The sequence below is a fragment of the Sphaerisporangium melleum genome, assembly GCF_014646695.1.
In the GTDB taxonomy this organism is placed as follows: domain Bacteria; phylum Actinomycetota; class Actinomycetes; order Streptosporangiales; family Streptosporangiaceae; genus Sphaerisporangium; species Sphaerisporangium melleum.
Genome location: NZ_BMNT01000001.1, coordinates 122,691 through 147,330 on the forward strand (window position 1 = coordinate 122,691; position 24,640 = coordinate 147,330).

Consider the following 24,640-nt stretch of genomic DNA (forward strand, 5'->3'; position numbering starts at 1 on the left):
CCGGAGCGTCCTTCGCGCCCGATTCCCGTGCCGAGCAGGGGCTCCGGAGTGCATGCGCCGGGCCGACGGGGCGCCGGGCGGCGCGGTTGAGAGAGCGTTTTCTGACCGCGGCGTCAGGCGGGCCTGAGGCGGAACAGCTCGTCGGCCGCGTCCATGCAGGAGGTGCCGAGCTCGTGCGAGGAGAACAGGTGCAGGCCCTCGGCCGTCTCGATCTCCAGCATGTCCCAGCGCAGGCCGTACCGGGCGTTGGGCGCGACGCGGATGTAGGCGACGTGCGGCCAGGGCACCCGCACGCGGCGGGCGACGCCGGTCACCACGGTGAGCCCGCCCTGGTCGGCGGCGAGCCGCACCGGGGCCAGGACGTCGCGCAGGGCGAAGCCGCCCAGCATCACCGCGGCGGCCGCGCACAGCAGCATGCCGCGCGTGTCACCGGACACGGCGAAGGCGGTGACGGCGAAGGCCGCCGCGGCGGCCACCTTGAGGAAGGTGAACTCGCGGCGGACCCGCCACTCCCGGGATGGACCGGTCATACCCGAACGCTACCGCCCCTGGCCCCGCCGCGGCCGCCGCAACCGGCGCTCCGCGCAGGCCGGCCGCGTTCCAGGGCCGGCCGTGGCGGGGCCGCCGGTCAGGGGATGAAACGCTCGTTGGGCACGCAGTGGGTCATCTTCAGCCCGGTCACGTCCCGCGGCCCGTTCTTGCCGAGCTTGGACAGCCGCTCGCGGTCCTCGTCGGTCAGGTCCTGGCTCGCCAGCGGCTCCAGGTGCAGGACGTCCTCGGGCCCGATGCCGAGACCGGCGCCGACGCGCAGCCCGAGGTCGTCCTCGACCATGAGCAGGTGCCAGACCATCCGGTCCTGGATGGGCCGGTCGCACTGCGCCAGCAACGTGGTGAAGTTGCGCACCAGGTCGTCACGCTCCCACTGCTCCATCAGCAGGTAGCGCTGACCGGCCTGCTTGTAGTCGTTGGTGCGCGGGATGCGCGTGCGGGTGACCCGCCCGCTGATCATCGGCCCCTGCTCGTCCTGCGTGGGGTACTCGGCCTCGCGGAGCCCTCCGGTGATCGACGGCTCGTAGTTGACGTGCGGGTTCTCCCCCTGCCCGTCGACGTGGTAGGTCATCAGGCCGTCGCGCTGGTTGGTGTGGACCGCCGCGTTCTTGGCCTGGTTCACCGGCAGTTGCAGGTAGTTCGGCCCGACCCGGTAGCGCTGGGTGTCGCTGTAGGAGAAGGTGCGGCCCACCAGCATCTTGTCGTCGGAGAAGTCCAGCCCGTCGATCAGCACTCCGGTGCCGAAGGAGATCTGCTCGTTCTCGGCGAAGAAGTTGTCGACGTTGCGGTTCAGCACCATGCGGCCGACCGGCAGGGCCGGGAAGCGGTCCTCCGGCCACACCTTGGTGTCGTCGAGCGGGTCGAAGTCCAGCTCGGGATGCTCGTCGTCGGTCATGATCTGCACCAGCAGGTCCCACTCGGGGAAGTCACCGCGGTCGATCGCGTTCTGCAGGTCCTTGGTGGCGTGCCCGAGGTCGCGGCCCTGCATGACCGCCGCGTCCTCCTCGGTCATGCTCCGGACGCCCTGCCTGGGCATCCAGTGGTACTTGACCAGGTGCGTCTCGCCGCGCTGGTTGACCCACTTGTAGGTGTTGACCCCGAATCCCTGCATGTGCCGGTAGTCCGAGGGGATGCCGCGCGGGCTGAACAGGTTGACGAGCATGTGCATGCACTCGGGCGTCTGCGACATGAAGTCGAGAATGCGGTTGGGCTCCTGCCGGAAGGTCACCGGGTCCGGCTTGAGGGCATGGATCACGTCGGGGAACTTGATGGCGTCCCTGATGAAGAACACCGCCAGGTCGTTGCCCACCAGGTCCCAGTTGCCGCGCTCGGTGTAGAACTTCACCGCGAAGCCGCGCGGGTCACGTGCCGACTCCGAGGAGTCCCGTCCGCCGATCACGGTGGAGAACCGCACGGCGACGTCCGTGCGCTTGCCCGGCTCGCTGAACGGCACGGCGCGGGTGTACCGGCTGATCGGCTCCTCACCGAGGTATCCACTGGCCTCGAAGTAGCCGAAGGCGGTGACGCCGCGCGCGTGGACGACGCGCTCGGGGATGCGCTCGCGGTCGAAGTGGCTGATCTTCTCCAGGAACTGGTAGTTCTCCAGCGTGGCCGGGCCCCGGGCGCCCACCGTCCGCTGGTTCTGGTTGTCATGGACCGGATGGCCCTGCCGGTTGGTCAGCACAGGACGCTCGTCCCCCGGCTGCGGGCCCTTGCTGGACACGTCCGTCATGACGACGGCTCCCTCCGTTGGCGTCGGTCGTCCACCCCTATCCGGTTGATGGCCAACTAAAGCTCGACGAGAGGTCAAATGTCGGGAAGCGCGGGCGGCTCAGCCGTCCAGGCAGGTGGCGGAGGTGATGATCTCGGCGCGCATGTTGCGCTCCATCATCCGCAGCGCCGCGTCGGCGAGGTCGGCGTGGATGTGCGCCACGCAGTCGCGCGGGACCTTGATCGAGTAGTGCCGCACGTAGGAGTCCAGCGCGGTGTAGAGGATGCACTGCTCGGTGACCTGGCCGGTCAAGATGATCGTCTCCACGCCCCGGTGGTGCAGGAGGTACGAAAGGGAGGTGCCGAAGAAGGCGCTGTGCCGGACCTTGGTGAGGAACGCGCAGTCCGGCGGCGCCAGCAACGGCTCGACCAGGTCGGGACGCCTGCCCTTGCGGGCGCGGTCCTCGATCTCCTCCCGCGACGCGGTGAAGTCGCCGTGGTTGTCGTTGACGTACACGAGCTCGACGTCCTCGCGGTCGTGCGCCCGCCGCACCAGCTCGGCCAGCGGCGGCACCACCTGCTCCGCGCTGCCCTCCAGCAGCTCGACGTCCTCGTGCGCGTACGGGCTCAGCATGTCGATCACAAGCAGCGCGGTGGTGGCCATGTGTGCCCCATGCCCCGTAGACGTCCGGGAACACCAGGTCAGCGCCGGCCTCCCACCGGGCACGGCCGCCACCACCCGGGCGAACGGCGAGGTGAGGTAGTCCCCGGATATTTCGTCGTAGGTACTGGATCGAATGTAGTACTTGTACTACATTCAGCGGCATGGATACTCCACTCATGGCCACGCGGACCGCGCGGCCACCGCTCAGGCGGGAACCCTTCCACCGGGTCCCGGGAGCAGGGCGCAGCCGTGTCCGCTGAAGAGGTCCACAACCGCATCTCGATGCTCCGGGCCGAGCGCGGCGTCTCACGCAAGGACCTCGCCGCCGCGCTCGGCGTGCACTACCAGACCATCGGTTACCTGGAGCGGGGCGAGTACAGCCCCAGCCTGTTCCTGGCACTGCGCATCGCCGAGTACTTCGGCGTGCCGGTCGAAGTCGTCTTCTCGCTCAGGCCGTTTCCCCGGCTGGGCAGTGAGGTGGTGAAGTGATGGGCCAGATCAACGAGCGGCAGTTCGCCGAAGTGCGGCGCAGCGTCCCCTTCTTCTGGTACGGCACCCGGCGGGGACGCCGGACCGCCGTCGTGCTCGGCGCCGCCGCGGTCGCCCTGGGGTACGTCAGCGCGGTCGTCTGCTGGTTCCTGGCCCCCAGCGACCCGGCGATGTGGACGACGTTCACGCTCGGCGGGATCGGCCTGCTGGTCTACGCCTGGGCGTACGCCGTGCTCCTGGTCGCCTCCGGCGGCGCGGTCGCGATGGGCGAGAACCGGCTGGACGAACGCCAGCTCGCCGAGCGCCGGCAGGTGCGTTCCCTGGCCCACCGGGCCACCGCCTGGTTGCTCGGCCTGACCCTCGCGCTGACCTTCTTTCTGGACGGCGCCGACCACTTCCTCGTCCGGATTCCCACCGCGGCGGCCGTGATCTACGTCTTCGCGCTCTTCCTGACCCACCTGATCCTGCCCCACCTGATCACCGGCTGGCGCCTGCCCGACCCGCTCGCGGAGGACGAGGAGAACGAGGGGCCACTGGCCGAGCCGAGCGGGAACGGCGCACCGGCCTGACGGCCGGTGGACCCGGCGACGCGCGGAACGGGCGGGCGGCAGAATGGGGCGGTACCGGAAGACGGGAGTTCGCGGGTGCGCGCTGTGCAGTACGACGAGTTCGGCGGGCGGCCGGAGGTGCGCGAAGCGGCCGACCCGCTCCCGGACCGCGCCGGCGCGGTGATCCGGGTGGCGGCGACCGGGCTGTGCCGCAGCGACTGGCACGGCTGGATGGGTCACGACCCGGACATCCGCGACTTCCCGCACGTCCCGGGGCACGAGCTGGCCGGTGTGGTCGAGGCGGTCGGCGGCGAGGTGCGCGGGTGGCGTCCCGGCGACCGCGTCACCACCCCCTTCGTCTGCGCCTGCGGGAGCTGCCCGTCCTGCGCGGCGGGCGACCAGCAGGTCTGCGAGCGGCAGACGCAGCCCGGCTTCACCCACTGGGGCTCCTTCGCCGAGTACGTCGCGGTCGGGAACGCCGACGTCAACCTGGTACGGCTGCCGGACGCCATGACGTTCCCCACGGCCGCGAGCCTGGGCTGCCGCTTCGCCACCGCCTTCCGCGCGGTGGTCGCGCAGGGGCGCGTCGCGGCGGGCGAATGGGTGGCGGTGTACGGGTGCGGCGGCGTCGGGCTGTCCGCCGTCATGATCGCCGCCGCGTGCGGGGCACGGGTGATCGCCGTGGACGTCTCCGCCGCCGCCCGGCAACTGGCCACCGGCCTCGGCGCCACGCACGCGGTTCCCGCGGAGGACGCGCCCGCGGTGGTGCGCGAGATCACCGGCGGCGGCGCCCACCTGACCGTCGACGCGCTCGGCAGCCCGGCCACCTGCGGGGCGGCGATCGAGAGCCTGCGGCGGCGCGGCCGGCACGTCCAGGTCGGTCTGCTCCCCGCGGCCGCCGGGCACCCCGCCGTGCCGATGGACCGGGTGATCGGCCTGGAGCTCACGATCCTCGGCAGCCACGGCATGGCCGCGCACGCGTACCCGCCGATGCTCGGCATGATCGCCGATGGCCGGCTGCGGCCGGACGTCCTGATCACCCGGACCATCGGCCTGGACGAGGCTCCCGAGGCGCTCACCACCATGGCCTCCGCCGGCGTGCCCGGCGTGACGGTGATCGTCCCCACTCCCCGCTGATCCCGCCCGGCGCCGTCGCCGAGCGCCGGCAGCGGATCATCGGCGAAAGATTTTCTCCACCCGCGGCCCGGGGATCGGAGGCCGCCAAGCCCGCCTCCACCTCGCCCGGACCGGCCGGCGGGCGGTGGATGCGCCCTAACCTGTACGGCCGTGTGTCGTTGGTGATGCTCCGAACCTGGTAGGAAGGGATGCATGCCTGCCCTGAACCCCGCAGGCCGAAGGAGCTGATCATGCAGTTTGGCGCCGATCCGCAAATGGGATTGGTGGTGTCCTCGGAGGTGCGGCAGAACGCCATCGTCGTGGAGGCCCAGGGAGAGCTCGACCATCGCACCGCCCCGCTGCTCCGCGACGAGCTCAGCCGCGTGTGGAGCGCACCGGGGATCACCGCCGTCATTCTCGACTTCTCGGCCGTCACCTTCTGCGACTCGGTCGGGTTGAGCGAGCTCATCGCCGCACTGCGGCGCAGCGAGGCCACCGGCCGAGCACTGATGATCAGCGGCGTGCAGGGCACGCTGCTGCGGGTGCTGACGATCACCGGGCTGCGCAAGGCGTTCGACACCTACGAGACCACCGGTGAGGCCATGTTGAGCGTGCGGGCCACGCTCTCCGGCATCGACGACGCCGCGACGGTCGAGGGCACTCCCTCGCTCGATCCGGCCGCCGCCGAGGACACCCCTCCGCCCGATCCGGCCGCCACCGAGCCCGCCCCGCAGGTCTGAGCGGCGGCGGGCGAAGCGTCCGGCGCGGGCGCCGGGCGAGCTCCTAGAGCCGCACCTCGTACTCCGGGGAGCGCCTGCGGCCGGGCTGGCCCGCCACGACGGCCGGCTCGATCTTGCGGATGTAGCCCGCGGCCTCCAGCAGGTCCAGCGCGGGCACCATGGCGGCGACGCGCTTGAACCTCCGGGCCATGCGGCGGAAGATGTCACGCCTGCGGAACCGCTGGGCACCGGTTCTGCGGATGCATTCCAGCACGGCCCGCGCGTCGTCCGGCAGCGCGTCGTCCGAACGGGCGGGCGGGGTGACCGAGATGATCTGCATCCGGGAGGCGCTCTCGTTGCGGATGCGCGAGATCTCCAGCATCAGATCGTCCAGATCGACCAGGAGCCGCGTGGCGGCGCGGAAGCGCTCGAAATCGTCCTGGATCAGCAGCAGCCGCTCGGCTTCCTCACGCATGGCTGAATAATGTCATTTGTGGCATTGCTGTCAACAGCTTCGCACAGGCACTAATCAACTGGATTTTCACGGCTTTCGCGGAGGTTGTCCAGCATGCGGTGCAGCATGCCCGTGAGCTGCCGCAACTCCGGTTCCGCGAAGCCGGCCGGCAACCGGCTGACGGTCCGCCCGAACACCGGGGCCAGCCGTGGGGCGAGCGCCTCCCCCTCCGGGGTCACCTCGATCACCACCGATCGCCGGTCCCCCTCGTGCCGGCGCCGCCGGACGAGCCCTTTGGCCTCCAGCCCGCCTGCTCCGCCTCCCGGCCCTCCCTCTCACGTCCGGCCCCTGAGAGACCCGGCGCCCCACCGGGCTCGGAGCCCTCGCGGCGCCGGCGGTCTCCGACTCCTCCATGGCGCCACCGCCGCCGATCTCCTCCGAGCGCCATCGGCCCATAGGTCCTCCCGTACACGCGCACCGGCACGGCCTCGTCCAGGACGGATACGGCGGGCGAACAGCGTGCCTGGCCGGTTTCGCGGCCGGCGTAGCCACGCGACAAAGCCGATATTTGCCAGTGACGCGGGCTGAATTACCATTGCTGCACATCTGGAACCGAGCGACGTGGGGCGGCCATGGTCGGGCCGGTCGGTGCAGGGGTGGGCAATCTGCCCGTCGAGACGACGAGCTTCGTGGGGCGGCGGCACGAGCGGGCGGAGATCGCCCGGATGCTCCAGGAGTCGCGCGTGGTGACGCTCACCGGCGGCGGCGGAATCGGCAAGACACGTCTCGCGCTGCGCGCCGCCCGCGAGCTGACCTCCCGGTTCCCGCACGGCGTGTGGCTGGTCGAGCTGTCCTCCCTGTGCGCGCCCGAGGCGCTGGGAGACGCGATCGGCTCGGCGCTCGGCGTCCCCGCCCGGCCCGGCCGCCCGGCGCTGGACGTCCTGGCCGAGTTCCTCGCCCGGCGCCGCGCGCTCCTGGTACTGGACACCTGCGAGCACCTCGCCTGCGCCTGCGCGGCAGCGGTGGGCCGGCTCCTGCAGGCGGCGCCCGGGCTGCGCGTCCTGGCGACCGGCCGGCGCGTGCTCGGGGTGCCGGGCGAGGCACGCCTGGAGGTGGGGCCGCTGCCGGTCGAGGAGGACGGCGCAGGCACCGGCGCTGAGGGCGCCGTCGCGCTGTTCGCCGACCGGGCCGCGGCCGCCGTGCCGGGCTTCACCACGACGCCCGAGGTGACGGCGCTGTGCCGGCGGCTGGACGGCGTCCCGCTGGCGATCGAGCTGGCCGCGGCGCGCATGACCACGCTGCCCCTGCCCCGGCTGCTGGACGGCGCCGGCGACCTTCTGGACCTGCTGTCGGACGCCGGACGCGACGGGACCACCCGGCACCGGGCCATGCGCACCTCCATCGGCTGGAGCCATCAGCTGTGCGAGCCGCCCGAGCGGCTGCTGTGGGCACGGCTGTCGGTGTTCACCGCCGACTTCGACCTGCGGGCGGCGCAGGCCGTGGGCGTCTGCCCCGACGACGCCACCGGCCCGTACCCGGAGGACATCGAAGACCTGCTGCTCGCCCTGGTGGACAAGTCCGTCGTGCTCCGCCTGGACACCGGCGCGGCCATCCGCTTCCGCATGCTCGGCGCCGTGCGCGCGTACGGCGCCGCCTGGCTGCGCGAGCTGGGGCAGACCACCGCGTCGCGGCGGCGCCACCGCGACCACTACCTCGCCCTGGCCCGCCGGTTCGACGAGGAATGGTTCGGCCCCGAGCAGGCCGCGTGGTACGCCCGCGTCCGCCACGAGCTGCCGCACCTGCGGGCCGCGCTCGACTTCTGCCTGGACGAGCCCGCCGAGCGCGGGGCCGGCCTCGACCTGGCCGGGCGGCTCGCCTGCTTCTGGGCGGCCTGCGGGTTCGTCGCGGAGGGACGCCGCCACCTGCGGCGGGCGCTCTCCTACGCCCAGCCCGCCGGCCCGGTCCTCTCCCGGGCGCTGTGGGCCTCGGCGTGGCTCGCCGACCTGCAGGGAGACCTGGACGAGGCCAACGACCTGGCCACCGAGTGCCTGTCCCAGGCGTTCCCCCAGCACGACCTGACCGCGGTGGGCTGGGGCACCGCCTGGTGCGCGGCCACCGGACTGCGCTGGGGGTACGTCGCCGAGGCACTGTCGCTGTACGAGAGCGCCCGGCAGACCCACGAGGACGGCGGGGACCGTCGCGCGGGCCTCGCCCTCGCGGTGACCGGCCAGGCCCACGCCCTGTGGCGGCTCGGCAGGCACGAGCAGGCCCTCGCGTGCCTGCGGTGGCAGCGGTCACTGTGCGGCGCCTGGGGGGACATCTGGCTGCGTTCCTCGGGTGAGGCGGTGCGCAGCCTGGTCGAGGCCGACCGCGGTGACTTCGCCGCCGCCGACGAGCGCGCCCGTGCCGCCCTGCGGGACAAGACGCTGCTGCACGACGCGTTCGGCATGGCGTTCGTGCTGGGCGGCCTGGCCCACATCGCGGCCGAGCGGGGCGACATGGAGCGCGCCGCGCGACTCCTCGGCAGCGGCCAGTTGGTCGAGAGCAGTTTCGGCCTGTGTCCCTGGCTGCCCCGGGAGGACGGCCTGCGCGAGCGCACCGAGTCGCGGGTGCGGGCCGCCCTCGGGGACCGGCCGTTCGACACCGCCTTCGCCCGCGGGCGTGACCTGGACGTCGACACCGCCCTCGCCAACGCGCTCGCCGACCTGCCCACCCACCGCCCCGCCTGACCACCCGGCCACCCAAGCCACCCACACCCGAGCCCTCGCCGGCCGAGCCACCGCCGCGCTCGCAGTGCGAGCCCTCGTGCCGGCTGACACCGTCCTCGCCACCCGTACGCGTCCGCCGGCGTCCTCGCCGGACGCCTTGTCCGGCGGCCATACCTGTCGTCCGACTGCCATACCTGTCCTGGCCGAGGCTGTACCCGGCGCGGCCCGGCGGGGCAGAATCGCCGGGTGAGGCGATCACGCGGAAGGCCCCTCGTCCGGGTGGCGGTGCTCGGCACGGGGCTCGTCCTCGTCCTGGCAGGGCTCGGCGTGCTGTTCAGCCGCGCCGGTCTGGACGACGCCGACAAGCTCGCCAGCGTGCTGGGCGCGTTCACCGGCGTCGCCGGGCTGGCCCTGTCGGCGTACGGCGTCGTCCTGGCCCGCCGCCCTCAGGGCACCGGCGCGCCGGCGCGGGAGGCGGACGGCTCGGCGCCCGCGACACACGAGCACGACCCGGACGCGCGGCCCCCGCACGACGAGGAGGAAGGACGGCGCGGCGCCCCCGGCCCCCAGGAGCCGTCAGTACGCAACACCATCAGCGGCACCGTCCACGGCTCGGTGGTGCAGGGCCACACCTTCACCGGCCCCATCACCCTCGGCCCCTCCCCCACACCCCCGCCCGGCCGTCCCGAACAGCCCGGTTCCCCCGACGGACGGTAGGGAGACCGCAGGGCGAAAGGCCGGTCATGCGGTGCAGGCACCCCGATCAGGGCTGGTTGGTAATTTTCAGGAAGTTTCTGAAAGGGATTGCTTCGAGCTGATCGGCTGAGTAACTTCCGGGCAACAACCGTGAAATACGACATGCGGAGGCCCTCGTGGTCTGGCCAGTCCCCCCACGGTCCGCGAGGAGGGCGTCCGCGCACGGCGCGACCCGCCGCCCGCTCGCCGCGGTCCTCACAGCGGTCCTCTGCGCGGCGCCGCTCGCCGCGGTCTCCCCGGCACCCGCCGCGCACGCCACCACGGCCGGCGGCGCCGGCCTCGCCCACTCGACCACCATGACGGCCTCGACCGGCTCGACCGGGCCGGGCAAGCCGAGCCGATCGAGCGGGTCGAGCGCTTGGAGCGGGTCGAGCGGCTCAGCGGGGACGGCCGGGCCGCCGGGGCCGGTGGTGGGCGGTGGCGGGCAAGGATCCGGCGGTGGCGGGCAAGGATCGGGTGGGGGCGGGCCGGTGGTGTCGCCGGTGAGCAGGACGGCCGGGCCGTCGGACAAGGACCTGGCCCGCGACGCTCCGCGCGACCGGCTGTCACGCGAGCGGTTCTACTTCGTGATGACCGACCGGTTCGCCAACGGCGACCCGGGCAACGACCGCGGCGGGCTGACCGGCGACCGGCTCACCACCGGGTTCGATCCGGCCGACAAGGGCTTCTATCAGGGCGGCGACCTGGCCGGGCTGATCGGCAGGCTGGACTACGTCAAGGGGCTGGGCAGCACCGCGATCTGGCTCACTCCCGCGTTCCGCAACCGCCCGGTCCAGGGCACCGGCGCCGACGCCTCGGCCGGGTACCACGGCTACTGGATCACCGACTTCACCTCGATCGACCCGCACCTCGGCACCAACGCGCAGATGAAACAGCTCGTCCGCGAGGCGCACAAGCGTGGCATGAAGGTGTTCTTCGACATCATCACCAACCACACCGCCGACGTGGTCGACTACAAGGAGAAGACCTCCACCTACCGGTCCAAGGGCGCCTACCCCTACGTCGACGTCGACGGCCGGCCGTTCGACGATCGCGCCTACGCGGGCAAGAGCACCTTCCCCCAGGTCGACGCGGACTCCTTCCCGTACACGCCGGTCGCGGCCAAGGGCGTCAAGACCCCGGCGTGGCTGAACGATCCGACGATGTACCACAACCGGGGCGACTCGACCTTCAGCGGCGGCGAGACCGACGAGTACGGCGACTTCTCCGGCCTGGACGACCTGTGGACCGAACGGCCCGAGGTCGTCAAGGGCATGATCGACGTCTACAGGACGTGGGTCCGCGACACCGGCATCGACGGCTTCCGCATCGACACCGCCAAGCACGTGAACATGGAGTTCTGGCGGGAGTTCTCCCCGGCGCTGCACGAGTACGCCGCCCGCCGCGGCCAGGACCGCTTCTTCATGTTCGGCGAGGTGTACTCCGGCGACCCGGCCGTGACCAGCCGTTACTCCACGCAGGGCGGCATGGACGCGACGCTGGACTTCCCGTTCCAGGAGGCCGCGCGGTCGTTCGGCGGCGGCACGGCCGACGCCTCCCGGCTCGCCCGGCTGTACGCGGGCGACGACCACCACACCACCACCGACCGGAACGCCGCCTCGCTGCCGACGTTCCTCGGCAACCACGACATGGGCCGCATCGGCCGGTTCGTCACCCAGGACAACCCGGGCGCGTCCGACGCCGAACTGCTGCGGCGCGACCTGCTCGCGCACGAGCTGATGTACCTCACCCGCGGCCAGCCGGTCGTGTACTACGGCGACGAGCAGGGGTTCACCGGCAAGGGCGGCGACAAGGACGCCCGCCAGCCGATGTTCGCCACCACGACGGCGAGCTACCTGACCGACGACCTGATCGGCACCACCGCGACGCACGCGCGGGACAACTTCGTCCCCGCGCACCCGATCTACCAGGGCATCGCGGCGCTGGCGAAACTGCGCGACGCGCACCCGGCACTGGCCGACGGCGCGCAGGTCGAGCGGCTGGCGTCCGGCGGGCTGTACGCCTTCAGCCGGATCGGCGCCAAGGAGCAGGTCGAGTACGTCGTCGCGGTGAACAACGCCGAGACCCCGGCCACGGCCGCCGTCCCGACCTACTCCGCCGGCATGACCTTCACCCGCGTGTACGGCGAGGGCGCGGCGAGCCTCGCCACCGGCGCCGGCCGCACGCTCCAGGTCACGGTCCCCGCCCTGTCCGCGGTGGTCTACCGCGCCGCGGCCGGGCTCGCCGCTCCCGCCGCGGGTCCCGCCGTCTCGGTGGCGCTGCCCGGCGCCGAGATCAGGGGCACCGCCGGCGACCCGCGCGTCCCGGTCACCGCGACCGTCCCGGGCGAGGGGTTCGACCAGGTGACCTTCGCCGCCAAGGCCGGTGACGGCCGCTGGACGGTGCTCGGCACCGACGACGCGCCCACCGTCTCGGGTCAGGCCCGCACCTTCCGGGTCTTCCACGACCTGACCGGGATCGCCCCCGGCACGAAGGTGACCTACAAGGCGGTGGTCAAGGATTCGGCCGGCCGGTACGCCGCCGCGACGGCGACCGCCACCGTGGCCGCCCCGCCCGCTCCCGAGCCGCCCGGCGCCGTCACCCGCGACTGGCTGGTCGTCCACTACCAGCGCTCCGGCTACGACGGCTGGGGGCTGCACGTCTGGGGCGACGTCGAGCAGCCCACCGAGTGGGGCACGCCGCTGCCGCTGACCGGCGAGGACTCCTCCGGCCGGTTCGCCTGGATCAAGCTCAGGCCCGGCGCGGCGAGCGTCGGCCTGATCACCCACAACGGCGACGAGAAGGACGGCGGCGACCGCCTGGTCGACCCCGGCCGGACCGGCGAGGTGTGGCTGACCGAGGGCAGGCCCGGCGTGTACGCCTCGCGCGCCGCCGCCCAGGGGTACGCGACCGTGCGCTACCACCGGCCGGACGGGGACTACGGCGGCTGGGGGCTGCACCTGTGGGGCGAGGCGATCGCCGACGGCGCGGGCACCGACTGGGCGAGCCCGCGCCCGCCGGACGGCACCGACTCCTACGGCGCGTACTGGAAGGTGCCGCTGAAGGACCCGACGGTCCCGCTGAACTTCATCGTGCACAAGGGCGACGCCAAGGACCCCGGCCCGGACCAGTCGTTCGTCCCGGCCGAGCGACCCGAGGCGTACGTGAACTCGGGCGACGCCACCGTGCATCCGGATCGCGCCGCCGCCGAGAACACCGCGATCCTGCATTACCACCGCCCGGACGGGAACTACGACGGCTGGGGACTGCACGTGTGGACCGGGGCCGCCGGGCCCACCGAGTGGGCCACGCCCCTCCTCCCGGCCGGCCGGGACGGCTTCGGGGTGTACTTCCGGGTGCCACTGGCCGAGGGGGCGACGAGCCTGAGCTACATCATCCATAAGGGCGACGACAAGGACCTGTCGGCCGACCAGTCGCTCGATCTGAGCGCCACCGGCCACGAGGCGTGGCGGGTGGCGGCCACCGAGGGCTACCTGCTGCCGCAGCCCCCGGCGCGGGGCGCGGACGCCGACCTGGCCAAGGCCACCGCGCACTGGATCGACCGGGACACCCTCGCCTGGAACGTCATGCCGTCCGCCGCCCTGCACTACGCGCTGGCGTTCTCGGCCAAGGGCGACCTCGCCTACGACGAGGGCACCGGTGACCTGACCGGCGACATCCGGGTGATCCGGCTCACCGACGGCGGCGGCCTGAGCGACGCGCAGAAGGCCACGTGGCCGCACCTGGCCTCCTACGCCGCGCTGAAGGTGGATCCACGGGACGCCGATCTGGTGCGGGAGGCGCTGCGCGGCCAGGTCGTCGCCGTCGAGCGCGACGCGGCGGGCGCGCTGCGCACCGCGACCGGCGTGCAGATCCCCGGCGTGCTCGACGACCTGTACGCGGCGGCGGCCGGGGCCGAGCTCGGCCCGGTCTGGCCGGCGTCCGCCGCGTCGCGGGCCTCGGAGCTGTCGGCCGGGTCGGCCGCGCCCACGGTGTCGGTGTGGGCGCCGACGGCGCGCACGGTGGAGCTGGCGCTCTACGACCGGCCGTCCGGCGGCGGGCGCACCGTGCACCGGATGCGGCGCGACGAGGCCACCGGCGTGTGGTCGGTGCGCGGCCTGCCCACCTGGAAGGGCCGCTACTACACCTTCCTGGTCACCGTGTACTCCCCGGCGGCCGGCGGTGTGGTCACCAACGAGGTGACCGACCCCTACAGCGTGTCCCTGGCCGCCGACTCGGCGCGCAGCCAGCTCGCCGACCTGGCCGACCGGGCGACCCGCCCGGCCGGCTGGGAGGGCCTGCGCAAGCCGAAGGCCGTGCCGCAGGAGAAGGCGTCGGTCTACGAGCTGCACGTGCGCGACTTCTCCGCCTCCGACGCCACCGTCCCGGCGGAGCGGCGCGGGACGTTCGCGGCCTTCACCGGCGACTCGGCCGGCATGAGGGAGCTGCGCCGGCTGGCCGCCGACGGGCTCACCCACGTCCACCTGCTGCCCGCCTTCGACATCGGCAGCGTCCCCGAACGGCGGGCCGACCGCACCGAACCCGGCTGCGACCTCGCCGCGATGCCCGCCGACTCCGAACAGCAGCAGGAGTGCGTGGCCCGGACGGCGGCCAAGGACTCGTTCAACTGGGGGTACGACCCGGTCCACTACACCGTGCCCGAAGGGTCGTACGCCACCGACCCCGACGGCACCCGACGGATCCAGGAGTTCCGCTCGATGGTGGCCAGGCTGAACGGAGCCGGGCTGCGGGTGGTGATGGACGTCGTCTACAACCACACTTACGCCGCCGGGCAGGACCCGAAGTCGGTGCTGGACCGCGTCGTGCCCGGCTACTACCACCGGCTGCTGCCCGACGGCACCGTGGCCACCTCCACCTGCTGCGCGGGCACCGCGCCCGAGCACACCATGATGGGCAAGCTCGTCGTGGACTCGGTGGTGGCCTGGGCCAGGCAGTACAAGGTGGACGGCTTCCGCTTCGACCTGATGGGCCACCACCCGAAGGCGAACATCCTGGCCGTGCGGGCCGCGCTGGACCGGCTGACCCCGGCCCGCGACGGCGTGGACGGCAGGTCGATCATCCTGTACGGCGAGGGCTGGAACTTCGGGGAGGTCGCGAACGACACCCGGTTCGTCCAGGCCACCCAGGCGAACATGGCCGGCACCGGCGTCGGCACGTTCAACGACCGGCTGCGGGACGCGGTGCGCGGCGGCGGCCCGTTCGACGCCGACCCGCGCGTCCAGGGCTTCGGCTCCGGCCTGGCCGGGGCGCCGAACGGATCCCCGGCCAACGGCACGGCCGAACAGCAGCGGGCCCGGCTGCGGCACTACCAGGACCTGATCAAGGTGGGGCTGGCCGGCAACCTGCGCGACTACCGGTTCACCTCGGCGAGCGGCGCACCGGTCACCGGCGCCCAGGTCGACTACAACGGCTCCCCCGCCGGGTACACCTCCGCGCCGGGCGAGGCGGTCACCTATGTGGACGCGCACGACAACGAGACGCTGTTCGACGCGCTCGCCTACAAGCTGCCGCAGGACACGCCGATGGGCGACCGGGTGCGCATGCAGGCGCTCTCGCTGGCCTCGGCGGTGCTGTCCCAGGGCACGGCGTTCGTCCACGCGGGCAGCGAGCGGCTGCGCTCCAAGTCGCTCGACCGCAACTCCTACGACTCCGGCGACTGGTTCAACCGGCTGCTGTGGGACTGCGCGGCGGGCAACGGGTTCGGCGCGGGCCTGCCACCGAAGGGCGACAACGAGTCCAAGTGGCCCTACGCCCGGCCGCTGCTGGCCGACCCCGCCCTCAAGGCGGACTGCGCGGCGATCGGGGCGGCACGGGCACGGTTCGGCGACCTACTGAAGATCCGTTCCTCCTCCCCCGTGTTCGGTCTCGGCTCGCTCGCCGAGGTGCAGCGGCGGCTGTCGTTCCCGCTCGCGGGCCCGGACGAGACTCCGGGCGTGCTGACCATGCACCTGGACTCCGCCGGCCTCGACCCGCGCTGGAAGTCGATCACGGTCGTGTTCAACGCGACACCGCAGGAGCAGCGGCAGACGGTGGCCGCGCTGAAGGGCGGCGCCGTCGCCCTGCACCCTGTGCAGGCCGCCTCGGACGACCCGGTCGTCAGGCGGTCGGCCTTCGACGCCTCGACCGGCACCCTGACCGTCCCGCCCCGCACGGTCGCGGTCTTCGTCCGCTCGTAGACGCACCACCTCGGGCCGAGGGAGGCTCCTCGCCGTGCCGGCCGCAGGAGAGGCCGGATGTCCAGGAGCCTCGGCCGTCTCAGCGGGCGACGACGCCGGCCGGGCCACACCAGTGCCCCGGCCGGCGTCGTCGGGATGCGGGCGGGCTACCGCGGCCGGAATCAGTGGCGGCGCAGGGCGTCGCGGAGGGCCTCCACCAGGCGGGTGGCGCGGGCGTCACCGTGGCCGATCATGCGGTTGGCCAGGTAGGCGAAGCCCACCCCGTGCTCGTCGTCGCCGAAGGCGAACTGCCCGCCCGCGCCGTCGTTGCCGAAGCTGCGCGGCCCGAGCATGGGCCGGAACGCCGAGTCGAGCAGGAAGCCCGACCCCCAGCGCTGGCCGGCGTCCATGCCCGACCAGGTCACGCCGGCCGACCGCTCGCGTACGGCCCCGGTGAGGGTCTCCGCCGACAGCAGCCGCGGCCGGCCCGCCACCCCGGTCGCGGCGGCGGCGTACACCGCGGCGAGGCCGCGTGCCGAGGAGACCGCGCCCGCCCCGGGGATCTCGGCGGCGAGCAGGGCGGGGTCGTTCCAGCCGTGCGGCTCCTCCAGCCCCGGGAAGGGGATCGCCCCGTTCATCGTCACCATGCGCATGATCAGCGTCTCGGGGCCGGGCATCGGGGGCCGTCCCTCGGCCTCGGCCAGCCTGGCCACTCGTCCGACCTCCTCGGGTGGCAGGCCGATCCAGGTGGCGAGCTTCAGCTCGTCGGCCACGGCGGTGCGGAAGTACGCGCCCGGGGTGAGCCCGGTGATCCGGCGGACCAGCTCGCCGAGCAGGAACCCGAAGACGTGGGCGTGGTACTCGTAGGCCTCGCCCGGCGTCCACAGCGGCTCCTGCTCCTCGACCGCGCGGATCACCGGCGTCCATTCGGTGATCTCGGCGAAGGTGAGGGTGCGGTCCAGCACAGGGAGGCCGGCGCGGTGCGTGAGCACCATGCGCGGGGTGATGGCGTCCTTGCCGCCCCGGGCGAACTCCGGCCAGTGGGCGGCCACCGGGGCGTCGAGGTCCAGGCGCCCCTGCTGGGCGAGCAGGTGGACGCAGATGCTCACGATGCCCTTGGTGCAGGAGAAGACCGGGACCACCGTGTCGCGCTCCCATGGGCGGCCGGTCCGCGGGTCGGCCACCCCGCCCCACAGGTCCACGACCGGGCGCCCGCCCGCGTACACGGTGACGGCCGCGCCGAGCTCGCCGAAGTCGGTGAAGTTCCGCGCGAAGACGTCCGCCACCGCGCTGAAGCCCTCGTCGGCCGCTCCGCCGAAGTCCATGATGTCCTCCTCGATCGGGTCGCCCTTCCGCGGCGCCCAGGACAGGCGTGCCGCCAGGGCGCTACCATTGCCTAGGCATAATAGGCACAAACCTAGGGCTCCTAGGTAACGGTTTTCGTGGAGGCGATGGATGGCTCGTGCGGGTCTCACGGCCGAGCGGGTGACCGAGGCCGCCGCCGACCTGGCGGACGCCATCGGGTTCGAGAACGTGACCGTGTCGGCGGTGGCCCGGAGCTTCGGCGTACGGGACGCGAGTCTGTACTCGCACGTCAAGAACCTGCAGGACCTGCGAGAACGGGTCACCCTGCTCGCCGCGGGCGAGGTCGCCGACCGCATCGCCGCGGCGGTGGCGGGACGGTCGGGTAAGGAGGCCATGACGGCCTTCGCCAACGCCTACCGCGCCTACGCGCTCGCCCATCCCGGCCGGTACGCGGCTTACCAGACGCCTTTGGACCCGGCGGTCGCCGCCCGGTCGGCCGCCTACGTCCGCAACGTCGAGTTGACCTACGCCATGCTGCGCGCCTACGACCTCGACGAGCCGCACCTGACCGACGCGGGCCGCCTGCTGCGCAGCACCTTCCACGGGTACGTCACGCTGGAGTTGAACGGCGGATTCAGCCACTCGCGTGAGGTGCGGGCGTCCTGGGACAGCGCTCTCGACGGGCTCCACTTCCTGCTCCAGCACTGGCCCGGCAGGCCATCGGACTGACGCCGACCGCGGGCGCGTCTGGAGAAACCACGGAAGAGCTCGGCGGGCCGGTCGCGCTCACCAGACCGGTCCGCCGGGCCGGCCCGGAGCCAGGGCGCGCCTCCCCGCTCCGGGCCGGCCCGGGCCGCTAGGACGCCCGCACCTCACGCAGGAGACGGGAGCCCCAGGGGCACCAGAAACCGCCGGGGAGGAACGCGCCGCCCGCCTCGTCCAGGTGGTCCTCGACGTACTGCGGCGCGGCGTCGCACACCTCGATGGCGACGTCGAAGAACCGGACGCTCGCCGGGTCGAGGTGGTAGCTCCAGCCGGGGTTGTAGGGCGCAGAGCGCTTGACGATGCGCCCCATGACGTGCGGGCGGTCCGTGGCCGTCCCGTCCAGCAGGGCCCTGGCGTGCTGAACCTCGGCCGGATCGGCGATCTCGACGACGAACTTGTCCGGCATCGGCGGGTAGTCGAACTCGAAGTACGCCGCCGCGGCGGCGTGCCCCGGCGAAGCGCCGACCCGCCCGGCCGCGGCGGGGTGGGCGACCGTGAGGAGCAACGCACCGGCCGCCGCGAGGGCGAGGCCGATCTTCCTGGTGATACCGCGCATGACTGGATCTCCGTCCCTGTCGGGCCGCAATCGCGGCTCGCGTCGAACACGAAGAGTAGTGGAACAATCACGATTAGTGAAGGCGTTGGCAATGGCCGGGTAAAACGCAGCACCAGACGGCTCGCCTCCCGGTTGCGGCCACGAAGGGCCGCCGCACCGGCATCAGGGGTCCGCTTCCCTCGAATCCGGGACGACTCCGGCATCCGCGGAGACCACCGAACCGGGACGGGCGACGAGGGTGGCCTGAGCCCGGGGCGTACGGAGCGGGCACGCCGGGCTCGGACCGCGCGAAGGCACGCGGGAGGGGGCCGGGTAGCATCGGGGCTCATGTCCGAGGTGGCGCGGGTGCTGGCCGTCCAGCACGGGGTGAACGGCGGGCCGGGGCGGTTCGGGGAGTGGCTGTCGGAGGCGGGCGTCGAGGTGGACGTCGTGGCCGCGTTCGACGGCGCCGTCCCGCCCTCGCGGCTCGCGCACGACGGCCTGCTCGTGCTCGGCGGCGGCTACATGCCCGATGACGACGAGCGGGCGCCATGGCTGCCCGCCACCAGGTCTCTGGTCTCCCAGGCCCTGACCCGCTCGGTGCCGATGTTCGGCGTCTGCCTCGGCGGTCAGATGCTCGCCGCGGTGGCCGGCGGGAAGGTCCGGGCGGACGCGGGCGCGCCCGAGCACGGCAGCACGCCGGTCGGCGTGCGCGCGGAGGCGGCGGGCGATCCGCTGTTCCGCGGGCTGCCAGCGGTGGTGCCCGCGATCGAGCACCACGTCGACGCGATCACCGCGCTGCCGTCAGCCGCCGTCTGGCTGGCCGAGACCGCCCGGTGCCCCTACCAGGCGTTCCGGGTCGGCCATCGCGCCTGGGGCGTCCAGTTCCACCCCGAGGTGACCCCCGAGCGCATCCTGCAATGGGACGCCGGGCCGCTTCTGGAGCAGGGGTTCGACCGCGAGGAGCTGTACGCGGCGGCGGTCGCCGACCAGGAGGCCGCGACGGCGGCGTGGCGCACGGTGGCCACCCGTTTCGCCGCGATCGTCCTCGGCGCCACCGGACGCTGACCCTCGGCCCGTACCGCGCTCATGCGCGGCACGGTCGGACGCCGCCCCGCCGCGGCCTTCCATCGCCCGGCCGGCCTTCGGCGCGCTCGAAGCGGTCTGACCTGCGCCGGAAGCCCTCGGTGGCCGTGCCGCACCGGTCGCCGACCGGCCGGTGTGACAGGTAGGAGATTTCCTACCTATAGTGGGACCCATGCACGTCACCCCCGTTGAGGAGGACCGGCCGTGGACGCGGTGAGCGCGTCCGAGGACCAGGTCTTCGCGGCCCTGGCCAGCCCGGTGCGCCGGGAGGTGCTGCGCCTGCTCAGAGATGGGGGGCCGCAGCCGGTACGGAAGCTGGCCGGGAACTTCGCGATGGCCCGGCCGAGCCTCTCCGAGCACCTCCGCGTGTTACGCGAGGCCGGGCTGGTCACCGAGCGCAAGGAAGGGCGGGAACGGCTCTACCGGCTGGAGGCCGTTCCGCTGACCGAAGTGCAGCAGTGGCTGAGTCCCTTCGAGCGCTTCTGGCGGGACCGGCTCACCGGCCTGCGCGACCTGCTCGACCGCCTGGACGACGAAGGCCAGGACGACGAACGCGAAGACCGCGACGAACGCGAAGAACACGGACAGGAAGAGGAACGGCGATGAACCCCAGGGCCACGAACGACGGCCACGCCCCGCAGGACGCTCCCGCCGGCGGCCCCTCCACGAGCGACGGCCACACCGCCGGCGATCCGACGGCCATCCGGCTCGACCAGTACCTGCCGCATCCGCCCGCCAAGGTGTGGCGGGCGCTGACCGAGCCCGCTCTGCTCGCCCGGTGGATGATGCCCGGCGACTTCCGGCTGGAGGTCGGCCACCGCTACACCATGCAGGGCATCGCCATGCCCGGCACCGGGTTCTCCGGCACGGCCGCCGCCGAGGTGCTCGCCTTCACCGAGGAGAAGATGCTCAGCGTGCGGTGGCGGGACGCCGAGCCGGGCAGCGACGCCGACTGGACGATCACCTGGACGCTGGAGCCGGAGGGCAGGGGGACCCGGCTCTTCCTGTCGCACGAGGGCTTCGACCCGGGCGACCCGCTCCAGCAGCGGGCCCGCCAGATCATGGACGGCGGCTGGCGGTCCTCCGTCCTGCGCGCCCTGGAAGCCGTCCTCCACGACATCGAACCCGGCTCCTGACCCCGGTGCGGGCCGCCCGACCGTGACTGGCGCGCTTCCGGTGACGAAATCGAACGAAAGGGAGTGATGCGGCCAAGTGCCGCAGTAGCATCGCGGGCGTGCGAATGAGCCATGCCGCTGTCGTCGTCGTCATGACCGGGACGGCTCTGGCCGTGCCGGCCAGCGCTCAGGGGGCCGCCGGGCCGGGCAACCCCGCAGGCCGCGCGGTGGTGCCCGCGGACGGCAGGGCGATCGACACATCGCGCCCCGATCGGGTGGTGGGGAACGGCACGCCCGCGAGCTGCACGTCGGCGGCGGTCGTGGCGGCGGTGGCCAAGGGAGGGCTCATCCGGTTCGCCTGCGGGTCCAAGGCCGTCACGATCACGATGCAGGCCACCGCGAAGGTCCGCAACACCAGCAAGCGCGTGGTGCTGGACGGCGGGGGCAAGGTGACGCTGAGCGGTGGCGGGAAGCGGCGCGTTCTGTACATGAACACCTGCGACAAGGCGCAGGTGTGGACGACGCCGCACTGCGACGACCAGCAGTGGCCGCAGCTCACCGTGCAGAACATCCGCTTCGCCGACGGGAACGCCACCGGAGAGCGGGCCGACGGCGGCGGTGGTGGTGCCGTGTTCGCGCGGGGCGGCCGGTTCAAGGCCGTGAACGCGACCTTCGTCCGCAACCGCTGCGACCCCACCGGTCCGGACGTCGGCGGGGCCGCGATCCGGGTGCTGGACCAGTGGCGTGACCTGCCGGTGTACGTCGTGAACAGCACGTTCGGCGGCGCCGCCGGGCAGGGCGGGGAATGCTCCAACGGCGGGGCGCTGAGCGGCATCGGGGTGTCGTGGGAGGTGCTGAACAGCGTGCTCACCCACAACAGGGCGATCGGGCGCGGCGCCAACCCGGCGCGGGGCGGCACCCCCGGCGGCGGCAGCGGCGGGGCGATCTACGCCGACGGCAACCGGTTCACCGTGCGCGTCGCGGGCTCGATCGTCACCGGCAACACCGCGCGGGAGGGCGGCGGGGCGATCTTCTTCGTCAGCAACGACCGCACCGGGACGCTGCGCATCGAACGGTCGTCGTTCCGCCGCAACCACAGCGCCGGCTTCGAGACCAAGGGCTTCCCCGGCATCTTCTTCCTCGGCGCCGGCCGCCCCCAGATCGTCTCCTCCACCCTGCGCTAGGCCTCCGGTACAACACCGGCGGCAAGCCGTGCCTCCCGGCTCCGCGCTCAGAGGGTGAAGCGGGCGAGGATGGGGGCGTGGTCGGAGTCGGGGGCGTCGCGGCGGGGGGTGGGGTCCTCGGCGACGGACGGCAGGCCGTGGCCGACCACCGACCGCACCTCCTCGACCCGCTCGATGAGGGCGCGGCTGGCCAGGATGTGGTCGATGAGCTCTCCGCGGCCGTTGTGGACGCGGGAGAAGCGCTCGGCCTCGGGGATCAGCGTGGCGAGGTTCCACAGCCGCCAGGCGTCGCCCCTGTCCGGGCGCAGCGCCCCGGCCGTGCCGAGCTCCGAACCGGGCGGGCCGAGGACGATCTGGGTGGTGGCCGCCTGCGGTTCGTCGTTGAAGTCGCCGAGCACCACGACCGGCCGCTCCGGCCCGTGCCCGCCGAGCAGGCGGTCGGCCAGGCCGCGCAGCGTGGTCGCCTCGGCGGCCCTGCGGTACAGGGCGTAGGCGCCGTACCGGGCCCGCTCGCCCTCGTCGCGGGCCTGGAACCGGCCGCCGGGGAAGCTGAGCAGCTTGGACTTCAGGTGACAGACGGCCACGTCGAGCGGGACGCCGGGACGCGGCTCGACCCGGACGGCGAGCATGCCGCGGCTGGTCTGCGCGGTCGCGGGCCCGGAGTCGGCGCTCTGCACGGCGGCCAGCGGGGCGGTGAACGCGGTGACGTCGTGGAGCACGGTGATCGGGAGGCGGCTCAGCACGCCGACCCGGATGCCTCTGGCATCGGGGTGGCCGGACAGCGCCGTGTGCCAGCCCTCGCCGAGTGCCGCCGCCAGGTCGTCCAGCGCGCCCGGGTCGCCGACCTCCTGGACGCCGAGGACGTCCGGGGCGACGCCGGCGAGCGTGACGGCCAGTTCGCCCCCGGTGCCGCGCGCGGGAAGGACGCCCCTCCCCTGTGACGGCGGGATCGGCACCGCGCCGTCCCGCCGCTCCACTATGACCGCTGATGCCCTGCTTGACCACGCATTCGCCGACAATCGTGCCCTGCGTAGCGTTCCGCGGCGGGACGTACCTCGTGAGCGTTCTCGCCGCCCGCTGGGCGGCGTACGCGCCGGCGGGCGGAGAGCGGTACGACCGGCGCCACGGGTCGGCGTCGCGTCGGCGAGATTAGCGAGATTCGGCCCAAGGAATCCGGCGAAGTGGTTTGGTCGCGACAAACCGGGCATGGGCCGAAATAGCCCGAGAAAGTCGACCCCGGCGAGGAGACCCCATGCTCACGCTGACAGACACCGCCGCCAAGGTGATCCGCGACCTCAACGCGCAAGCGGGCGCGTCGTCCGACAAGGGAATCCGGATCTCCTCACACGGCGAGGACGCCGGTTCGCTGATGCTGTCGGTGGCCGACGGTCCCGAGAGCACCGACAAGGTGGTCGAGAGCTCAGGTGCCAAGGTCTACCTGGACCCGGTGGCCGCGAGTGTGCTCGACGACAAGTCGCTGGACGCCGATGTGGATGACCAGGGCGGCATCTCCTTCCATGTGGAGGAGCAGACCGCCTGACGACCGTACGCCCCGGGCCGGGCGACCACCGGACGCCGCGGGCGGCCGTCGCCCGCCGGGAGACCGGCGAACAGGACGGCCGGAGATCCGGGCCGCCGGCGGTGGGAGGGGCCCCGGCGGCAGGTACGTCCCCCTGCCGCCGGGGCCCGGTCCGTGCCGGGCGGGGATGGCGGTCCTCGACCACCTCGCGAGTCGCGAAGTCGCCCTGCTCGTGCCATTCGGGGGATGACGCCTTCGCGAGCCGCCGCGCGGAGCGAGTGCACCGGAGACCCTCCGCAAACCATTTGCAGGTCGCTGCCGTATATTTGCGAGCGTGACGAGCGACAGTGCGGTTCCCGGTCCGAACGGTGACATCCCCGCCTCCCGCGCCACGACCCGGCGGCTCGCCGAGGTCGCCCGCAAGGTCGGCGTCAGCGAGGCCACCGTGAGCCGGGTGCTGAACGGCAAGCCGGGCGTCTCCGAGACCACCCGGGCCGCGGTGCTGACCGCCCTCGACGTGCTGGGGTACGAACGGCCCACGCAGTTGCGCGGTGAGCGGGCCCGGCTGGTCGGCCTGGTGCTTCCCGAACTGGGCAATCCCATCTTCCCGGCGCTGGCCGAGGTCGTCGGCGGCGCGCTGGCCCAGCGCGGCTTCACCCCCGTGCTGTGCACCCGGACCGCGGGCGGGCTGTCGGAGTCGGACTACGTCGAGATGCTGCTGGAGCAGCAGGTGTCGGGCATGGTGTTCGCCGGCGGCCACTACATGGAGGCCGACGCGCCGCACGAGCACTACCTGCGCCTGCTCGACCGGCGCCTGCCCGCCGTGCTGGTCAACGCCGCGATCGCCGAACTGAGCTTCCCGTGCCTGGCCACCGACGACGTGGTGGCCGTGGAGCAGGCGTTCGGCCACCTGACCTCGCTCGGGCACACCCGCATCGGCATGGTGCTCGGGCCGCGCGACCACGTGCCCTCGCGCCGGAAACTGGCCGCGTTCCAGGCCGAGGCCGGGCGCGCGGGGCTCGCGGCCGGGCCGGACACCGTCGAGCACAGCCTGTTCTCGCTGGAGGGTGGCCAGGCCGTGGCGACCCGGCTGGTCAAGAACGGCATCACCGGCATCATCTGCGCGAGCGACGTGCTCGCGCTCGGCGTGCTGCGCGCCGTGCGGCGGCTCGGCATGTCGGTGCCCGAGGACGTCTCGGTGGTGGGGTTCGACGACTCGGCGTTCATGAACTGCACCAACCCGCCGCTGACCACCGTCCGCCA

The 24,640-nt window shown here is 73.1% G+C and carries 22 protein-coding genes; 14 read left to right on the forward strand and 8 right to left on the reverse strand.

Going from position 1 to position 24,640, the window contains the following annotated elements:
* Positions 1-113: 113 nt before the first annotated feature.
* From IEY93_RS00950 to IEY93_RS00960, 3 genes are all read right to left on the reverse strand, one after another.
* Positions 114-530: a PH domain-containing protein gene (locus IEY93_RS00950; protein ID WP_189160990.1), complete on the reverse strand. Its 417-nt coding sequence runs from the start codon at positions 528-530 to the stop codon at positions 114-116.
* Positions 531-628: 98 nt separating this feature from the next.
* Positions 629-2,281: a catalase gene (locus IEY93_RS00955; RefSeq protein ID WP_189160991.1), complete on the reverse strand. Its 1,653-nt coding sequence runs from the start codon at positions 2,279-2,281 to the stop codon at positions 629-631.
* A 99-nt stretch (positions 2,282-2,380) separates the two neighbouring features.
* On the reverse strand, positions 2,381-2,923 hold the full coding sequence (locus IEY93_RS00960) for a cysteine hydrolase family protein (RefSeq protein ID WP_189160992.1): 543 nt from the start codon (positions 2,921-2,923) through the stop codon (positions 2,381-2,383).
* A 249-nt stretch (positions 2,924-3,172) separates the two neighbouring features.
* Between IEY93_RS00960 and IEY93_RS00965 the strand changes: the two genes are divergently transcribed.
* The 4 genes from IEY93_RS00965 (at position 3,173) to IEY93_RS00980 (ending at position 5,816) form a co-directional block, all read left to right on the forward strand.
* Positions 3,173-3,412: a helix-turn-helix transcriptional regulator gene (locus IEY93_RS00965; RefSeq protein WP_189160993.1), complete on the forward strand. Its 240-nt coding sequence runs from the start codon at positions 3,173-3,175 to the stop codon at positions 3,410-3,412.
* Positions 3,412-3,981 (forward strand): hypothetical protein, encoded by a 570-nt coding sequence (locus IEY93_RS00970; RefSeq protein ID WP_189160994.1) that lies wholly within the window; start codon positions 3,412-3,414, stop codon positions 3,979-3,981. Before IEY93_RS00965 ends, IEY93_RS00970 begins: the two co-directional genes overlap by 1 nt.
* Before the next feature lie 75 nt (positions 3,982-4,056).
* Positions 4,057-5,097, forward strand: a complete 1,041-nt coding sequence (locus IEY93_RS00975) for a zinc-dependent alcohol dehydrogenase family protein (protein ID WP_189160995.1) — start codon at positions 4,057-4,059, stop codon at positions 5,095-5,097.
* Positions 5,098-5,327: 230 nt separating this feature from the next.
* Positions 5,328-5,816, forward strand: coding sequence for an STAS domain-containing protein (locus IEY93_RS00980; protein WP_229690744.1), 489 nt, complete (start codon positions 5,328-5,330; stop codon positions 5,814-5,816).
* Between the two features lie 43 nt (positions 5,817-5,859).
* Here the strand turns inward: IEY93_RS00980 and IEY93_RS00985 are convergent, their stop codons facing one another.
* Positions 5,860-6,270: a hypothetical protein gene (locus tag IEY93_RS00985; protein ID WP_189160996.1), complete on the reverse strand. Its 411-nt coding sequence runs from the start codon at positions 6,268-6,270 to the stop codon at positions 5,860-5,862.
* A gap of 50 nt (positions 6,271-6,320) precedes the next feature.
* Positions 6,321-6,500 carry a winged helix DNA-binding protein gene (locus tag IEY93_RS00990; RefSeq protein ID WP_189160997.1) on the reverse strand — a complete coding sequence of 60 codons (180 nt, stop codon included), beginning with the start codon at positions 6,498-6,500 and terminating at the stop codon, positions 6,321-6,323.
* A gap of 405 nt (positions 6,501-6,905) precedes the next feature.
* On the opposite strand from IEY93_RS00990, the gene IEY93_RS00995 reads away from it, so the two are divergent.
* The 3 genes from IEY93_RS00995 to pulA all read left to right on the forward strand — a co-directional run bounded on the left by IEY93_RS00995 (position 6,906) and on the right by pulA (position 15,889).
* Positions 6,906-8,978, forward strand: a complete 2,073-nt coding sequence (locus IEY93_RS00995) for an ATP-binding protein (RefSeq protein WP_189160998.1) — start codon at positions 6,906-6,908, stop codon at positions 8,976-8,978.
* Between the two features lie 225 nt (positions 8,979-9,203).
* Positions 9,204-9,674 carry a hypothetical protein gene (locus tag IEY93_RS01000; protein WP_189160999.1) on the forward strand — a complete coding sequence of 157 codons (471 nt, stop codon included), beginning with the start codon at positions 9,204-9,206 and terminating at the stop codon, positions 9,672-9,674.
* Between the two features lie 521 nt (positions 9,675-10,195).
* Entirely contained in the window at positions 10,196-15,889 is a 5,694-nt protein-coding gene (gene pulA / locus IEY93_RS01005) for a pullulanase-type alpha-1,6-glucosidase (RefSeq protein WP_229690745.1), read from the forward strand.
* Positions 15,890-16,050: 161 nt separating this feature from the next.
* On the opposite strand, the gene IEY93_RS01010 is transcribed toward pulA, so the two are convergent.
* Complete coding sequence (locus IEY93_RS01010; protein ID WP_189161000.1) at positions 16,051-17,193, reverse strand: serine hydrolase domain-containing protein; 1,143 nt, start codon at positions 17,191-17,193, stop codon at positions 16,051-16,053.
* 130 nt (positions 17,194-17,323) lie between these two features.
* Here IEY93_RS01010 and IEY93_RS01015 point away from each other — a divergent pair, with 130 nt between their 5' ends.
* Positions 17,324-17,902, forward strand: a complete 579-nt coding sequence (locus tag IEY93_RS01015; protein ID WP_189161001.1) for a TetR/AcrR family transcriptional regulator — start codon at positions 17,324-17,326, stop codon at positions 17,900-17,902.
* 127 nt (positions 17,903-18,029) lie between these two features.
* Here IEY93_RS01015 and IEY93_RS01020 read toward each other — a convergent pair whose 3' ends face one another.
* Positions 18,030-18,494 (reverse strand): BP74-related protein, encoded by a 465-nt coding sequence (locus IEY93_RS01020; protein WP_189161002.1) that lies wholly within the window; start codon positions 18,492-18,494, stop codon positions 18,030-18,032.
* A gap of 327 nt (positions 18,495-18,821) precedes the next feature.
* Between IEY93_RS01020 and IEY93_RS01025 the strand changes: the two genes are divergently transcribed.
* From IEY93_RS01025 to IEY93_RS01040, 4 genes are all read left to right on the forward strand, one after another.
* The gene (locus IEY93_RS01025) at positions 18,822-19,541 is read left to right on the forward strand and encodes a type 1 glutamine amidotransferase (protein ID WP_189161003.1); all 720 of its coding nucleotides are present in this window, start codon (positions 18,822-18,824) and stop codon (positions 19,539-19,541) included.
* 222 nt (positions 19,542-19,763) lie between these two features.
* On the forward strand, positions 19,764-20,165 hold the full coding sequence (locus tag IEY93_RS01030; RefSeq protein ID WP_189161004.1) for an ArsR/SmtB family transcription factor: 402 nt from the start codon (positions 19,764-19,766) through the stop codon (positions 20,163-20,165).
* Entirely contained in the window at positions 20,162-20,695 is a 534-nt protein-coding gene (locus IEY93_RS01035; protein ID WP_189161005.1) for an SRPBCC family protein, read from the forward strand. The genes IEY93_RS01030 and IEY93_RS01035 overlap by 4 nt, the downstream gene beginning before the upstream one ends.
* Before the next feature lie 98 nt (positions 20,696-20,793).
* Positions 20,794-21,858: a hypothetical protein gene (locus tag IEY93_RS01040; RefSeq protein WP_203967892.1), complete on the forward strand. Its 1,065-nt coding sequence runs from the start codon at positions 20,794-20,796 to the stop codon at positions 21,856-21,858.
* A gap of 47 nt (positions 21,859-21,905) precedes the next feature.
* Here the strand turns inward: IEY93_RS01040 and IEY93_RS01045 are convergent, their stop codons facing one another.
* Entirely contained in the window at positions 21,906-22,835 is a 930-nt protein-coding gene (locus tag IEY93_RS01045) for an endonuclease/exonuclease/phosphatase family protein (protein ID WP_229690746.1), read from the reverse strand.
* A gap of 275 nt (positions 22,836-23,110) precedes the next feature.
* Here IEY93_RS01045 and IEY93_RS01050 point away from each other — a divergent pair, with 275 nt between their 5' ends.
* Together IEY93_RS01050 and IEY93_RS01055 are read left to right on the forward strand one after the other, a co-directional pair.
* Positions 23,111-23,398, forward strand: a complete 288-nt coding sequence (locus IEY93_RS01050) for a Fe-S cluster assembly protein HesB (protein WP_189161007.1) — start codon at positions 23,111-23,113, stop codon at positions 23,396-23,398.
* A gap of 313 nt (positions 23,399-23,711) precedes the next feature.
* On the forward strand, positions 23,712-24,640 hold a 929-nt coding region (locus IEY93_RS01055; protein ID WP_229690747.1), incomplete at its 3' end, for a LacI family DNA-binding transcriptional regulator.